Genomic DNA, 15,000 nt, shown 5'->3' with positions numbered 1-15,000 from the left:
TCAGTTTCAAACCGACGCTTTTTTGTTTATTTAGATTTGATATAGTTGATACCATCTGCTTTCGGTGCAACAGCTTTACCAAAGAAGGCTGCTAGTACGACAATGGTCAAAAGATATGGTGCAATTTGCAAGTAAACGGCTGGGACTCCTTGCAAGAAAGGAAGTTGAGAACCGATAACTGCTAAACTTTGTGATAGTCCAAAGAAGAGACTTGAAAGCATAGCACCAACAGGATTCCATTTACCGAAGATCATAGCAGCAAGTGCGATAAATCCAGGTCCAACGATGGTTGTAACTGAGAAGTTAACGGAAATTGACTGAGCGTAGATAGCTCCACCGATTCCTCCAAGGAAACCTGAAATCACAACTCCAAGATATCTCATCTTGTAGACATTAATCCCCAAAGTATCTGCTGCTTGTGGATGTTCACCTACTGAACGGAGGCGAAGTCCAAAGCGAGTTTTAAAGAGGACAAACCATGCTAAGAATGAGAAGGCAATTGCTAGGTAACCAAGTAAACTTGTTGACTTGAAGAAGATATCTCCGATAACTGGGATATTAGCCAAAAGAGGGAAATCAAAACGTCCAAAAGTTTGCGTTAAGTTATCCGTTTGTCCCTTGTTATAAAGCACCTTCACCAAGAAGACTGCCAAGGCTGGCGCCATCAAGTTAAGTACGGTACCACTGACAACATGGTCAGCACGAAAATGAACTGTAGCTACTGCGTGAATCAGTGAAAAGATAGCTCCGACTAATCCACCAACTAGAAGAGCCAACCAAGGAGTTAATGCTCCCAAATCTTGTGCAAATTCAAGGTTAAAAACAACTCCAGAGAAGGCACCCATGACCATGATTCCTTCAAGTCCAACGTTAACAACACCACCACGTTCAGAGAAAACGCCTCCGATACTTGTGAAAATAAGTGGTGCTGAGTAAATCAACATTGAAGAAACCATAAGGGTTAGCATTGTTGTAATCGACATCCTTATTTACCTCCTTTAAGTTGTTTTCTTGGTTTGACAAAGCGTTCGATGATGTAGTGAACGCTGACAAAGAAGATAATTGAGGCTGTAACGATACTTACAAGCTCAGATGGCACTTGTGCAGCATTCATACCTGGAGCTCCAACTTGAAGCACTCCGAACAAGAAGGCTGCAAAGAGAATTCCAATCGGTGAGTTTGCCGCAAGTAGACTTACCGCCATGCCATTAAATCCGATTGCCAATGATGAACCTTGAACATAGACGTTTTGGAAGGTACCGAGTCCTTCTACAGCTCCACCTAGACCTGCAAGAGCACCCGAGATAATCATTGATAGAATAATGGTACGTTTCGCTGAAATCCCTGCGTATTCAGAAGCATTTGGATTGAGACCAACTGCACGGATTTCAAAACCGAGAGTTGTCTTCTTAAGCAAGAACCAAATAACTGCAACTGCAATGATGGCAAAGAAAATCCCAATATTCATACGAGAGTTTCCTGTTAACTCAGCAAGCCAAGGTGTTTGATAAGTTGCGTTTGCACTTACTCGGATTGATGAGTCTGTACTTTGCATGATATCTTTAGGGAAAGAGTGGATAAAGGCATTACTTGTATAGAGAACAATGTAGTTCATCATGATGGTTACGATAACTTCAGATGTTCCAAGATAGGCTCTTAAAATACCAGGAATGGCGCCAACAATTCCTCCAGCAACCAGCGCAATGACAACTGTCGCAAGAATCAACAATGGACGTGGTAAATCTGGATTTGAAAGAGCGAACCAGCCACTCATAACCCAACCAGCGAGTGCTTGTCCTGGAAGACCAACGTTAAAGAAGCCTGCACGACTCGCAACTGCAAATCCAAGAGCAATCAAGACTAATGGCCCCATGGCACGGAAAATTTCACCGATTCCACGCACACTACCGAAGGCTGTGTAGAACAACTCTTCATAACCCCAAATAGCATCGTAGCCAAAAATCCACATGACGATGGCTCCAAGCAAGATTCCAAGGATAACAGAAATCAAGGGAACCGAAATTTGTTGTAATTTTTTAGACATCACTCTTCTCCTTTTTCCAATTCACCACCAGCCATCAAGACACCAAGTTCTTGCTTGTTGGTTGTTTCTGGTGTTACGATCCCTTGAATCTTACCATCATGAATAACAGCGATTCTATCTGAGACATTTAGAATCTCGTCTAGTTCAAAGCTGACTACAAGGACAGCTTTTCCATTATCACGTTCTTGAATCAAGCGTTTGTGAATGTACTCAATGGCACCGACGTCCAAACCACGAGTTGGTTGGCTGACGATGAGGAGATCCGGATTTCGATCAATCTCACGAGCGATAATTGCTTTTTGTTGATTTCCTCCAGAAAGGGCTGAAGCTGAAACAATCTCGCTAGCAGCGCGAACATCAAATTCTTGCATCAATTTTTTTGCATAGTCAATGATATTCGTATAATTTAAAATTCCCTTTTTGCTAAGAGGTTCCTTATAGTAGGTTTGAAGAGCGATATTTTCAGAAATCATCATTTCCAAAACCAGACCATCACGGTGACGGTCTTCAGGAACGTGACCTACGCTTAGTTCAGTGATTTGGCGAGGATGCAAACCTACGATAGATTGGCCTTTCAATTCTACGCTACCAGATTCAATCTTACGAAGTCCTGTAATAGCTTGGATCAATTCAGACTGACCATTTCCATCAATCCCGGCAATCCCAACAATCTCACCAGCTCGAACATCGAGAGAAAGATTTTTAACTGCTGGAACCCCACGGTTTTCATTGACTACTAAATCTTTGATAGATAGTACAACTTCTTTTGGTTGAGCTGGTTGTTTCTCAGTTTTGAAGGAAACCGAACGCCCGACCATCATTTCTGCCAGGTCAGCATTGGTTGCACCAACAATCTCAACAGTCTCGATAGATTTACCACGACGGATAACTGTAACACGGTCAGACACAGCACGAATTTCATCCAACTTGTGAGTAATGAGGATGATTGATTTGCCTTCTTTGACCAGGTTCTTCATGATGGCCATCAACTCATCGATTTCTGATGGCGTCAAAACGGCAGTTGGTTCGTCAAAGATAAGAATATCGGCACCACGATAAAGTGTCTTTAGGATTTCAACACGTTGTTGAGCACCAACAGAGATATCTGCTACTTTGGCTGAAGGATCCACAGCAAGACCATAACGCTCCGATAGTTCGTTAATTTCTCGAGTTGCTCGAGCAATATCTAGGACACCATTTTTGGTTAATTCACTTCCCAAAATGATATTTTCAGCAACTGTGAAAGCTTCAACCAACATAAAGTGCTGGTGAACCATCCCAATTCCTAAGCTAGCTGCTTTTGATGGCGAGTCTAATTTTACAACTTGACCGTTGACCACAATTTCACCACTAGTTGGTTCTAGAAGCCCTGCTAGCATGTTCATAAGAGTGGACTTCCCAGCTCCATTTTCTCCTAAAAGTGCATGAATTTCACCTTTACGAAGTTCAAGGTTAATCTTGTCGTTAGCGACAAATTCACCGAAAACTTTGGTAATTTCACGCATCTCAATGACATTTTCGTGTGCCATGTGCTCTTCCTTTCAGAGTTTTATTTTATTTCAATAAAACCTGCTAAAGAGATTTAGCAAGCTCTATTGAGACAAAACAATTTGTCTCAATTCTTAAAGAAGCGGCCACAGGCCGCTTCCCTAAGAAATGACTTTTATCTATTATTTTTCAGGAACTTTGATGCTGTCATCTAGGATTTTAGCTTTTGCATCTTCAACAGCTTTTTTACCTTCTTCAGAAAGGTTAGTTGTTACTAGATCAACCCCTTTATCCTTCAATGAGTAAACGATCACTTGACCGCCAGGGAATTCACCTTTTTCAGCTTTGTTTGCGATATCTTGAACTGTTGTTCCGACTTGTTTCAAAGTAGAAGCAAGTACGAAGTTAGCTTCTTTACCGTCTTTAGAAGTATATTTACCTTCGTCAACTTGGTCACGGTCTACACCGATAACCCAAACTTTTTCGCCTTCGTTTTTGCTTTCATTCAAAGATTTAGCTTCTGAGAAGACACCTGCACCAGTACCACCAGCTGCTTGGTAGATTACGTCTGCACCTGCAGCGTATTGAGCTGCAGCGATTGTTTTACCTTTAGCGGCATCACCAAATGAACCAGCGTAGTCTACTTGTACTTTGATAGATGGGTCAACTGACTCAACACCAGCTTTGAAACCAGCTGCGAAACGAGAAATAACTTCAGATTCCATACCACCTACAAAACCAACTTGTTTTGTTTTAGTAGTTTTAGCTGCTGCTACACCTGCAAGGTAAGCTGCTTCGTTATCAGCAAATGTTACGCTTGCTACGTTCTTTTGATCTTTAATCACATCGTCGATCAAAACATAGTTCAAATCTGCATGTTCTTTCGCTGCTTCTTCAACTGCATTGTGAAGGGCAAAACCAACACCGAAGATCAAGTTGTAGCTTCCTGCTGCTTGGTTCAAGTTGTTAGCGTAGTCAGCTTCACTTGTTGATTGGAAGTATGTGTATCCTTTATCTTTTGCAAGATTGTGCTCTTTACCCCAAGCTTGAAGACCTTCCCAAGCTGATTGGTTGAATGATTTGTCGTCAACACCACCAGTATCTGTAACGATAGCTGCTTTAGTCTTCACATCAGAAGATGAAGAAGCTGCGTTACGAGAAGAGCGATTACCACATGCAGCAAGTCCAAATGCTGCTACTGCAACTAGACCAAGGCCTAGCCATTGTTTCTTGTTCATTACTGAACCTCCTAAATAAGATGCGCAACGAAGTTGCAAGTATGGATTGATTGGCCACAAGGACCCTTGTCACTCAAAGAGTGACGCAGACTAATGCAAGTCTGTAAATGAGTATGGAAGTAATTCCCCGACCGTCATCTCGACCGTCGATTTATCTTTGGCAACTAGAGTCACCTTTAGATCTTGTTCAAAAAATTCGACCATAACTTGGCGACAAGCTCCACAAGGAGAAATAGGTTTCTCAGTTTGACCGTAAACAATCAACTCTGAAAACTCACGTTGTCCTTCGGAGATAGCTTTAAAAATAGCTGTTCTCTCACCACAGTTGGTCAAGGGGTAGCTAGCATTTTCAATATTGCATCCTGTATAAACACTGCCGTCCTTGGCAACCAAAACAGCACCAATCGGAAAATGTGAATAAGGAACATAGGCATTTTTACTAGTCTCAATCGCTAAGTCAATCAACTCAGTAGTCGCCATCTGCTAACTCTCCTTTTAAGATTGCTACACCAGAAGATGTTCCGATACGAGTAGCTCCAGCTTCAACAAAGGCTACTGCATCTGCATAAGAACGAGCTCCACCAGCAGCCTTAACCCCCATATCAGGTCCAACTGTCAGGCGCATTAATTGAACATCCGGTAGAGTTGCACCACCTGTTGAGAAGCCTGTTGACGTCTTGACAAAGTCTGCCCCTGCCTTTTGAGCGAGTTGGCAAGCCAAAACTTTTTCATCATTCGTAAGTAAGCAAGCTTCGATGATAACCTTAACGAGTTTGTCACCGCTTGCTTCAACAACTGCTCGAATATCTGATTCGACCAAGTCAGCATTCCCAGACTTAAGCGCTCCAACATTGATGACCATATCAATTTCGTCAGCACCATTTTGGATAGCTTCTTTGGTTTCATAAGCTTTGACAGCTGAAGTTGTAGCTCCAAGAGGGAATCCTACTACTGTACAAACCTTGACATCAGTATCTACGAGTGCAGTTTTTGCATGCGAAACCCAGCAAGGATTGACACAAACACTGGCAAAATCGTACTCTCTTGCTTCAGATAGCAAACGATCGATTTGCTGTTCGGTAGCATCTTGCTTTAAAAGCGTATGATCAATGTATTTATTTAATTTCATTTCGGTTTTTCCTTAAATCAGGAGATAATTTCAATGATTTCACGCGTTTTTATCGCTTCATCACTTATCTTAATTTTAACATAATTTTGGAAATCTGTAACTAGTTCCGGAGAAATTTTGCCATTTGCATATACTTTTGCAACAATTTCACCCTTTTTGACTGATTCTCCAACTTTCTTCTCAAAAACAATCCCTGTCTCATAGTCAAGAGCATCTGTTTTAACGGCACGACCAGCACCCAATCTCATAGCAAAAAGACCAAACTCCATGGCTGGAAGTTCTGCGATAAGTCCGTCTTCTTGAGCAGGAATATCAACTACATGGTCAACTTTTACTGGACGATAGAGGTCTTCTAGGTCTCCACCCTGAGCTAGAACCATCTCTTCAAATTTCTTGAGAGCCTTACCATTTTCAAGATGTTGCCTTACTTCCTCGATAGTTTTTTCAACATTTGCTAATGATAACATAATCTGGGCCAACTCACAGATAAAGTGGCTAATATCTTGACGGCCTTTACCTTGAAGAATTTCCAGAGCTTCTAGGATTTCTAAACGATTACCAATGGCACGTCCCAAAGGTTGACTCATATCAGTAATAACTGCTACTGTCTTACGACCTACAGCCTTACCAAGGTTTACCATGGTTTGAGCCAGTTGGCGTGCCTCATCAACTGTCTTCATAAAGGCACCTTCACCGACAGTAACATCCAGCAAAATAGCATCCGCTCCAGCTGCAATTTTTTTACTCATGACCGAACTAGCAATCAAGGGAATGGTATCCACTGTTGCCGTCACATCCCGAAGGGCATAGAGAAGTTTGTCAGCCTTAACTAGTTGATCCGACTGACCAATAACTGAAACTCCAATTTCTTGAACTTGTTTGATAAATTCATCCTGACTGCGTTCAATCTGAAAACCTTTGATGGATTCTAATTTATCGATAGTACCACCAGTGTGGCCTAAGCCCCTACCGCTCATCTTAGCCACTGGGACATCAAAACTAGCTACCAAGGGTGCTAGGATTAAAGTTACCTTGTCACCAACACCACCCGTAGAGTGTTTATCAACCTTCACACCATCTATAGCAGACAAATCAAACTCCTGACCTGTCTTAACCATATTCATGGTTAAATCAGAAATTTCTTTCGTGGTCATTCCTTGGAAGTAAACTGCCATGGCAAATGCTGACATCTGGTAATCAGGAACAGTTCCTGCCACATAGCCTTCAATCAACCATTGGATTTCGTTCGAACTGAGTTCTTGCCCGTTTCTTTTTTTCTGGATTAGATCTACTGCTCTCATTCTTTTACACTTTTAAGGATGTAATATCCCTTATCTTTCTTTACAACCTCACAATTGCCAAATACGTCTTCCATCTTATTTTTGGCACTTGGGGCTCCTTGTTTTTTCTGGATAACAATAGTCAAATCACCACCGTCTACTAAAAAGTCTATACTTTTTTCGATGATTTCGTGAACTACTTGCTTGCCTGCACGTATGGGCGGATTCGAAATGACATGGTTAAATTGTCCCTCTACCTGCTCATAAATATTAGACTGGAAGATAGTCGCTTGAACTTTGTTTTTCATTGCATTTTGCTGGGCTAAATCCAGGGCACGATTATTGATATCCACCATCGTTGCTTGGGCATCATAAGCCTTAACCAAAGACAAGCCTATCGGACCATAGCCACAACCAACATCAAGAATTTTTTCACCTTTTTCAACATCAAGGCATCTTAACAACAACTGACTTCCAAAGTCAATCATTTTTTTGCTAAAGACACCAGCATCTGTCAAAAAGGTCATCTTTTGCCCAAGTAGCTCAACTCTAAGTTCATGAACATCATGGGCTGCATCTGGATTTTCTGCATAATACATTTTACTCATGATACTATTTTACCATAAAAATAAGTTATTTGTAAATCGTTTACAAAGGTATCAAGCCTTTAAACACATTGTATTTTTTCAAAAATAATATAAGTTCTGATTAGGATTAGGGACCTAGTAAAAAGCTCCCTACTGCCATGGTAATTGGAAAAGCAAAGATACAAGCTAAACCAAAAAAGAAGAGCCACCACTTTCTTTTAAAGAAAGCTAACACAAGGTAGCCAAGTCCTATGAGTGGCAATAAGATAAAAAGGACAAAAATAGTCCAGTTATAGTAGTAAGATCCTATTGAAAAGGAGAAATTCACCCAGTTTGGTGATAACCATAAAACAACTACAAATAGGCTGATAAAAATCAGCGTTTTTTCTCTTAATCTAGCTTTCATCTTAGTCCTCCTTTATAGGTTTTCCCTCTTAGATTTTAACAAAGAAAGCGCTATTCTTCAATCTCAATCAATGATTGGAAACGAATGACAAGTCATTGGGAGCTACAAGAAATAACAGTCAGGATAAAACAACAAATTTATTGTCTATAATCAGACGCATTTTGATTACTATTGCTTTACCTTCAAATACTTAATTATCAACAGTATTCCCAATAAGATGTTTAGATAAAAGCCCAACTGATAAGTTTGTGTTAGGATTTCCAAACTTGTCCACAGTCGTATCAAATCTTCTATTGACATGCGGAATAAATAACCCTCTGTAGCAATCCACAAAATCAAAAATAGATAACTACTAGCAGCAAGCCATTTCGTCCACCGTTTTTTTAGTAAAAAAGCAATTAAGAGCGAACAGATAAAGACAGCTGTTACAATAGCATGATCCATCAAAAAAGTAAAACCGTAATAGGTTTCCACAAAGCGTCTACCATTATCTGCATTGGCTCCTTTTATAAAAGGTAAAGCAAAACTTAAAATAAAAACAGAGTTCCAATATGTAACTTTTTAAGATTTTCATAGTACACCTCCTATAAGTTGTGAACTAAAAAGCCCCCTTTATTAGCTGATAAAATCAGGAGAAACCAGCTCCTACTTCATCAATAATTTGTTCATCCTCTATCTACTTATAGTATATACTACTGACTTACCACATTCAAGAAACCACTTCATTTTTTTAGCTTTTTATGGTATGATAGACAAAATATCTAGGGGAAAACAAATGACCAACGAATTTTTACATTTTGAAAAGATAAACCGCGAAACTTGGCAATCCTTGCATCGCAAAACAACTCCTCCCTTGACCGAGGAAGAATTAGATTCAGTCAAGAGTTTCAATGACCAGATTAGCCTACAAGATGTTACTGATATCTATCTGCCACTGGCACATCTGATTCAGATTTACAAACGTTCCAAAGAAGACCTCGCCTTTTCAAAAGGCATTTTCCTTCAAAGAGAGAGCAAAAAACAGCCCTTTATTATCGGAGTTTCAGGAAGTGTTGCCGTAGGTAAGTCAACTACTAGTCGTCTCTTGCAAATTTTGCTTTCTCGTATAGTCCCTGGAACAAGTGTTGAACTGGTTACTACGGATGGTTTTTTATACCCAAACAGTGTCTTAATGGAGCAAGACATTCTCAACCGCAAGGGTTTTCCTGAGAGCTACGACATGGAAGCTTTGCTCAATTTCCTAGACCAACTCAAAAATGGGCAGGATGTTGATATCCCAGTTTATTCCCATGAAATCTATGATATTGTGTCAGGTCAAAAACAACGAGTAGAAGCCGCTGATTTTGTCATTGTTGAGGGAATCAACGTATTCCAAAATCCACATAATGCCCGTCTCTATATTACTGATTTCTTTGACTTTTCAATCTATGTCGATGCCGCAGTCGAGGATATTGAAAGCTGGTATTTGGATCGTTTCTTAAAACTTCTTAGCTTTGCTCAAGATGATCCAGGCAACTATTACTACCGTTTCACTCAACTTCCTCTTAGTGAAGTCAAGGATTTTGCCCACCAAGTTTGGACTAGTATCAACCTAACCAATCTCCAGAATTACATTGAACCGACACGAAATCGTGCAGAGGTCATTCTCCATAAATCTAAAAATCACGAAATTGATGAAATTTACTTAAAAAAATAATTTTCCCTTGTCAAAACGTAAGTTTTCAGATATAATGGTATAGTTAGTAAAAATGGAGGTAAGAACATTGGCAAACATTAAATCAGCTATCAAACGCGCTGAATTGAACGTTAAACAAAACGAAAAGAACTCAGCTCAAAAGTCAGCTATGCGTACTGCTATCAAAGCTTTTGAAGCAAACCCATCTGAAGAACTTTACCGTGCTGCCAGCTCAGCTATCGATAAAGCAGAAACTAAAGGTTTGATCCACAAAAACAAAGCTAGCCGTGATAAAGCACGTCTTGCAGCTAAACTTGGTTAATCATTAACTGCATACAAAATGAGCTCTTCGGAGCTTTTTTTGTGCACATTTTCTGGAGGTTATTATGAAAATAGCTATCATTGGATATTCTGGATCAGGCAAATCCACTCTGGCAGAAAAACTAGCTAGGCACTACTCTATCCCCAAACTTCATATGGATACTCTCCAATTTCAGCCAGGGTGGCAAGATAGTGACCGCGACTGGATGCTGAACGAAATGAAAACTTTTCTAGTCAAAAATAAAAACTGGGTCATTGATGGCAACTACTCTTGGTGTTGCTATGAGGAAAGAATGGACGAAGCTGACCAGATCATCTTTTTAAACTTCTCTGCTTGGAATTGTCTGCTAAGAGCCTTTAAGCGCTATTTAAAATACAGAGGAAAAGTGAGAGAAAGTATGGCTAAGGGATGCCCCGAGCAATTCAACTGGGAATTTATCCGTTGGATTCTCTGGGATGGACGTACAAAAAATGCTAAGGATAGATACCAATACTTAAACAATACTTACCCAGAAAAGATGCGTATTCTCCATTCTCAAGCAGAGATTGATTGTTTTTTGCGATCTTTAAAAAAGTAAACAATATAGTAGCATTTCATTAAAATCAGCATGTACTGATTGACTAAAAATAACTCGAGCAATTTATAAATCAACAATATAGTAGATTGAATCTAGAACAGTACACTACAACTGCTAAAAATATTTCTAGAAATTAGTTTGACTTTTCTAATCTCTCTGTTCACATCTTATTTCAATCCACTATAATATTCCCCTAGAAATGAAGAGAATCTTGTTCATAGTTTCTGAGTTCGTGAAACAAAAAAACTGAAGGAAGTATAGTCCTACTTCTTTCAGTTTTTTATTGTCTCAATTTAGAAAAAACTTCTCCGATCTTACCTTCGATAACTAAATCAGCTTGGCTATCTTGAGGGGTGCTGGACTTGTTGATAACGACAAGATTTGACCCTGAAAAATAATTGATTAGGCTAGCTGCAGGATAAACGACTAAAGAAGTTCCACCAATGATCAATAAGTCTGCTTGCTGAATGGCTCGAACTGCTCGACTAAATACGTCCATATCTAGTGATTCCTCATAAAGGGTTACATCAGGTTTGACTACCTTGCCACAATCTAAGCAGTGGGGAACTGGACCTTCAAGTGCCAAAAATGCATTCAAATCATAAAAGCGATGACAGCCCAAACAGTAATTACGATCTGCACTACCATGCAGTTTCAAAACATTTTCAGAACCCGCCATTTCATGCAAGCTATCAATATTTTGCGTCACAATCGCCTTTAATTTACCTGTTTTTTCTAACGACGCTAGATAATTATGTGCTAAATTGGGCTTGGCATCTGGATAGACCAGATACTTTTTGTAGAAGTCAAAAAAATCCTCTGGATAGCGTTCAAACATGGTGCGTGAAACAAGTTGCTCGGCAGTAAAATGGCGCCCCAACTTAAGACTATAAACACCATCAGAACTTCGAAAATCAGGAATATTAGACTCTGTAGAAACCCCTGCACCACCGAAAAAGACAATTCTCTGACTTTGATCTATCAGTTCCTGTAATTGTTCAATCTTATCCATTTTACCCCTCCTTTAGTTTTTGTTCTAAAAAAATTGAAAACCTCTAGCTATTGTCAACCAGGTTTTCAACTTTATTTGATTATGATTTAGATATTAAACTGACTAGTCTCGGTTCTTTGACACAATTTGACGTTCTTCAAAGTCCTTATTCTCATCTATTTATAGGATTGAAGCAATGAACATGCTTATCATTTTGAGAACAAGAGTAATCTCATAAATGGAATCTGACTTTAGTCTGCAATCAAGGTCTCTAGACCAACCTTCATCATATCTGTGAAAGTATTTTGACGTTCCTCTGCAGTTGTATCCTCATCGGGATTAACTAAACTATCAGAAATCGTCATGATAGCAAGTGCATCCACATGGTGTTGGGCAGCAAGATAGTACAGCGCCGCTGCTTCCATTTCTACAGCCTTGACTCCCCATTTACCAAGTTCGATATTTTTTTCAAAGTAGTTTGAGTAGAAAACATCTGAAGACAAAACATTTCCGACGTGAGTGGTCATGCCAAGGTCTTTGGCAATATGGTAGGCTTTATCTAGCAAATCAAAGCTAGCGATTTGTGGAAAATCATATTGAGGCCAGTCATTGCGGATGATGTTTGAGTTGGTAGCAGCTGCTTGCGCCAAGACCAACTCACGAACGTGAACATCCTCATTCAAAGAACCAGCAGTTCCGACACGGATCAATTTTTTCACACCGTAATCGACAATCAATTCACGCGCATAGATGGAGATTGATGGCATTCCCATCCCTGTTCCCATGACAGATACACGATGGCCCTTGTAAGTCCCAGTGTAACCAAACATGTTACGGACTTCGTTAAAGCAAACAGCATCTTCAAGGAAATTCTCAGCGATAAATTTCGCACGAAGAGGATCCCCAGGAAGAAGAATTTTATCAGCAATTTCACCCTGCTTAGCAGCAATATGGATAGACATAATATAAGATACCAAGGGCGTAAAAGAGGCAAAGTAAAAATAGGAAATCCGACAAAGATGCCTCGCATCTAGGAGGATTTATCTTTTTTACACAGCCTCTAGCCCGGGTTCAGTTTCAAACCCGAACTACCCTTCCTTTCATTTTTTATAAACAAGACAGGCGACAGAGAACAAAGTAAAAATAGGAAACTGGCGACGCATTGTAAATGCTAGACAGTTTATCTTTTTTACACAGTTCTCCGCCCGTATTCAGTTCAGCTAATACGGTTAACCCATCCTTTCTTTTTTAATTGAGTAATTAGAAAAGCTTTCCGCTCGTGTTCAAATCTGAACACACGCTCTACCTTTCTGTTGTTTTTAATTTGTTAATGAATCCAAAAATGCATAGAGTTTTGCATTCATTTCTCGATAATTATAGTTACGAATAGCTTCAAGCTTTTGAACGTAGGTCAATTTTTGACTTTGTTCTTCCAAGACTTCTTCACCATCCGCAGCAATTAAGAGCTCTACTGCTTCTGGATCAAATTCCAAATGAGCTTGGAAGGCATAGTGTTTAGGACTAAAGCGAATAATTTGACGTGGACAGCCTTGACTGGTCGCAAGGACGACAGCATTCTCTGTTAATCCCGGCATATCTCCATGCCAGTGGCCGGTATTTAAAGTTTGTCCAAAAACTTTGACATGATTGTCTTTTAATCCAGCTTCAGTTAGCGTTATTGAAAAAACACCAATCTCACGCTCTGGACTGTGTTCATACTCTGCGCCATAAGCAACAGACAAGAGCTGAGCACCAAGACAGACACCAACAATATAACAATCTGCCTTCATAGCCTTTTGAATCAGCTCAATCTCTGCCTGAGGATCGTAGTATGAAAAAGTTTCCCGATCTTCATCTGGCGATTGAGGTCCTCCCATTACGATCAAAAAGTCGATCTCATCCACTGTCTCTGGTAAGGCTTCATTCTCATAGACTTTGGTCGTGGTCACTTGATGGCCACGTTCCTGCGCCCATTTTAGATAAGCGCCCGGCACTTCAAAGGTTTCATGCAGTACAAAATGTACCTTCATCGTTTCTTCTCCCATCTCTTTCGAATCACGTAAGACAGACCAGCCGCAAGTACAAGCGGAATTGTCAAACTCCAAGTTTGGCCTGTAAATCCAAGGCTCAGGGCAATGGCTGTCAGAGGAGCTTTTAAGGTCGTCCCTAAAAAGACGGTCGCTCCTAGTAACATCCCTAGAGCAGGATCTAGATGAATCCCAACTGCTGTCAAAAGCAAGGTCACTAGGTAGCCAGAGCCAATCCCTAAGGCAAATGATGGTGTCAAAGTTCCCCCATAAGCACCATTGCGCAAGAGGAGATAAACCAGAAGCCCCTTCACTGCAAGAGCCAGTGGAAGATAAGGAATCGACTGGCTAGACAAGAGGGCTTGCGCTAATACCTGGCCATTTCCCATAAAGATAGGGAAAAAGGCTACTAGGCTCCCCAGCACTAGAAAGGCTAGAGGAAGAGCCCAAAGAATCGTCTCGTCCTTGCGACGTTTGCGACTAGCCCGACTGGCTAGAAAACGAAAGGCAAGTGCCAACGGAGTAACTAATAGAGCTACTATGACAGCCTGGAAGAAACTACTCGCTGACCAATGAACCAGTGACATGTGATAAATAGCACCATGGCCAACAATAGGCTGGGATACCCAGGCCGCTAGGTAAGTACTGGACAAGACCAGTAGAAGGTTCTGCCAACTGTAGGCGAGTCCTAAGGTCTCAAAGACGAACAAGCTACTGGCAAAGGGAACTTGATAGACCGCAGCTAAACCAGCTCCAGCACCACAGGCAATCAAGACTTTTCGCTCTTTGAGGGCTAGAGAAAAACCTTTCGCCAAGCGACCAGCTAGAAGAGCCCCGACCTCACGTGGTGCTCCTTCTTTTCCGACCGATGCACCTGCTCCGACAATCGCAACCTGCATCCCTGCATGAAAGAGGTGGACTAAGAGCGCTGGTTCCCTGTCTCCAGCTAAGTCAATTTGCTGGCGAATAGACAGAATCTTATAACGCTTTTGCAAGACATACCAAAAACCAGTTGCCAAGCACCCAGTCACACATAAGACCAAAAATCTACGGAGACCTCCAGCTTCTTGAAATTGCTGGAGTAAATCCGACTCATCTTGGCCAAAAGCCAGCCCTTGCACCCCTTCTAGTAGATAATGACAGGCAATTCCGACCAGACCCGTCCCTATTCCTAATGATAAAGTGGCTAGAAGCACTCTCAGTCCATAGGGTATACTTTGGAGTCGTACTCTCATA

General features: G+C 40.7%; 16 protein-coding genes and 1 pseudogene. 3 read left to right on the top strand and 14 right to left on the bottom strand.

What is annotated here, in order from left to right:
* Positions 1–26: 26 nt before the first annotated feature.
* The 10 genes and pseudogenes from AC3E7H_RS00140 to AC3E7H_RS00095 all read right to left on the bottom strand — a co-directional run bounded on the left by AC3E7H_RS00140 (position 27) and on the right by AC3E7H_RS00095 (position 8,746).
* Positions 27–983: an ABC transporter permease gene (locus AC3E7H_RS00140; RefSeq protein ID WP_049509105.1), complete on the bottom strand. Its 957-nt coding sequence runs from the start codon at positions 981–983 to the stop codon at positions 27–29.
* Positions 984–985: 2 nt separating this feature from the next.
* Positions 986–2,044 (bottom strand): ABC transporter permease, encoded by a 1,059-nt coding sequence (locus AC3E7H_RS00135; protein ID WP_000038693.1) that lies wholly within the window; start codon positions 2,042–2,044, stop codon positions 986–988.
* Complete coding sequence (locus AC3E7H_RS00130) at positions 2,044–3,573, bottom strand: ABC transporter ATP-binding protein (protein WP_075228673.1); 1,530 nt, start codon at positions 3,571–3,573, stop codon at positions 2,044–2,046. Before AC3E7H_RS00130 ends, AC3E7H_RS00135 begins: the two co-directional genes overlap by 1 nt.
* A 141-nt stretch (positions 3,574–3,714) precedes the next feature.
* Entirely contained in the window at positions 3,715–4,770 is a 1,056-nt protein-coding gene (locus AC3E7H_RS00125) for a BMP family lipoprotein (protein ID WP_490675901.1), read from the bottom strand.
* 90 nt (positions 4,771–4,860) lie between these two features.
* On the bottom strand, positions 4,861–5,250 hold the full coding sequence (locus tag AC3E7H_RS00120; protein ID WP_000246080.1) for a cytidine deaminase: 390 nt from the start codon (positions 5,248–5,250) through the stop codon (positions 4,861–4,863).
* Positions 5,237–5,899: a deoxyribose-phosphate aldolase gene (gene deoC / locus AC3E7H_RS00115; protein ID WP_075228672.1), complete on the bottom strand. Its 663-nt coding sequence runs from the start codon at positions 5,897–5,899 to the stop codon at positions 5,237–5,239. Before deoC ends, AC3E7H_RS00120 begins: the two co-directional genes overlap by 14 nt.
* 17 nt (positions 5,900–5,916) lie before the next feature.
* Entirely contained in the window at positions 5,917–7,200 is a 1,284-nt protein-coding gene (locus AC3E7H_RS00110) for a pyrimidine-nucleoside phosphorylase (protein WP_075228671.1), read from the bottom strand.
* The gene (locus AC3E7H_RS00105; RefSeq protein WP_148131300.1) at positions 7,197–7,787 is read right to left on the bottom strand and encodes a class I SAM-dependent methyltransferase; all 591 of its coding nucleotides are present in this window, start codon (positions 7,785–7,787) and stop codon (positions 7,197–7,199) included. The genes AC3E7H_RS00110 and AC3E7H_RS00105 overlap by 4 nt, the downstream gene beginning before the upstream one ends.
* A 106-nt stretch (positions 7,788–7,893) precedes the next feature.
* Positions 7,894–8,172: a 1,4-dihydroxy-2-naphthoate prenyltransferase gene (locus AC3E7H_RS00100; RefSeq protein ID WP_075228669.1), complete on the bottom strand. Its 279-nt coding sequence runs from the start codon at positions 8,170–8,172 to the stop codon at positions 7,894–7,896.
* A gap of 168 nt (positions 8,173–8,340) precedes the next feature.
* Positions 8,341–8,746 (bottom strand): annotated as a pseudogene (locus AC3E7H_RS00095) (hypothetical protein).
* Positions 8,747–8,947: 201 nt separating this feature from the next.
* On the opposite strand from AC3E7H_RS00095, the gene coaA reads away from it, so the two are divergent.
* From coaA to AC3E7H_RS00080, 3 genes are all read left to right on the top strand, one after another.
* A complete protein-coding gene (gene coaA, locus AC3E7H_RS00090) occupies positions 8,948–9,868 on the top strand; it encodes a type I pantothenate kinase (protein WP_320692172.1) in 921 nt (306 codons plus the stop codon).
* Between the two features lie 52 nt (positions 9,869–9,920).
* Positions 9,921–10,169, top strand: coding sequence for a 30S ribosomal protein S20 (gene rpsT / locus AC3E7H_RS00085; protein WP_029689628.1), 249 nt, complete (start codon positions 9,921–9,923; stop codon positions 10,167–10,169).
* A 64-nt stretch (positions 10,170–10,233) separates the two neighbouring features.
* Positions 10,234–10,746 (top strand): DNA topology modulation protein, encoded by a 513-nt coding sequence (locus AC3E7H_RS00080; RefSeq protein ID WP_490675900.1) that lies wholly within the window; start codon positions 10,234–10,236, stop codon positions 10,744–10,746.
* A 280-nt stretch (positions 10,747–11,026) separates the two neighbouring features.
* Here AC3E7H_RS00080 and AC3E7H_RS00075 read toward each other — a convergent pair whose 3' ends face one another.
* The 4 genes from AC3E7H_RS00075 to AC3E7H_RS00060 form a co-directional block, all read right to left on the bottom strand.
* Positions 11,027–11,758 (bottom strand): NAD-dependent protein deacylase, encoded by a 732-nt coding sequence (locus tag AC3E7H_RS00075; protein ID WP_075227723.1) that lies wholly within the window; start codon positions 11,756–11,758, stop codon positions 11,027–11,029.
* A gap of 230 nt (positions 11,759–11,988) precedes the next feature.
* On the bottom strand, positions 11,989–12,699 hold the full coding sequence (gene deoD / locus AC3E7H_RS00070; protein ID WP_045763751.1) for a purine-nucleoside phosphorylase: 711 nt from the start codon (positions 12,697–12,699) through the stop codon (positions 11,989–11,991).
* 357 nt (positions 12,700–13,056) lie between these two features.
* A complete protein-coding gene (locus tag AC3E7H_RS00065) occupies positions 13,057–13,767 on the bottom strand; it encodes a type 1 glutamine amidotransferase (protein WP_320692176.1) in 711 nt (236 codons plus the stop codon).
* The gene (locus AC3E7H_RS00060) at positions 13,764–14,999 is read right to left on the bottom strand and encodes a chloride channel protein (protein WP_490675899.1); all 1,236 of its coding nucleotides are present in this window, start codon (positions 14,997–14,999) and stop codon (positions 13,764–13,766) included. Before AC3E7H_RS00060 ends, AC3E7H_RS00065 begins: the two co-directional genes overlap by 4 nt.
* Position 15,000: the final 1 nt, after the last annotated feature.

The organism is Streptococcus sp. SCPM-O-B-15304 (M98) (assembly GCF_058200215.1).
Note: the sequence above shows the minus strand (reverse complement) of the source record. Positions and strands in the feature narration are given on the sequence as shown.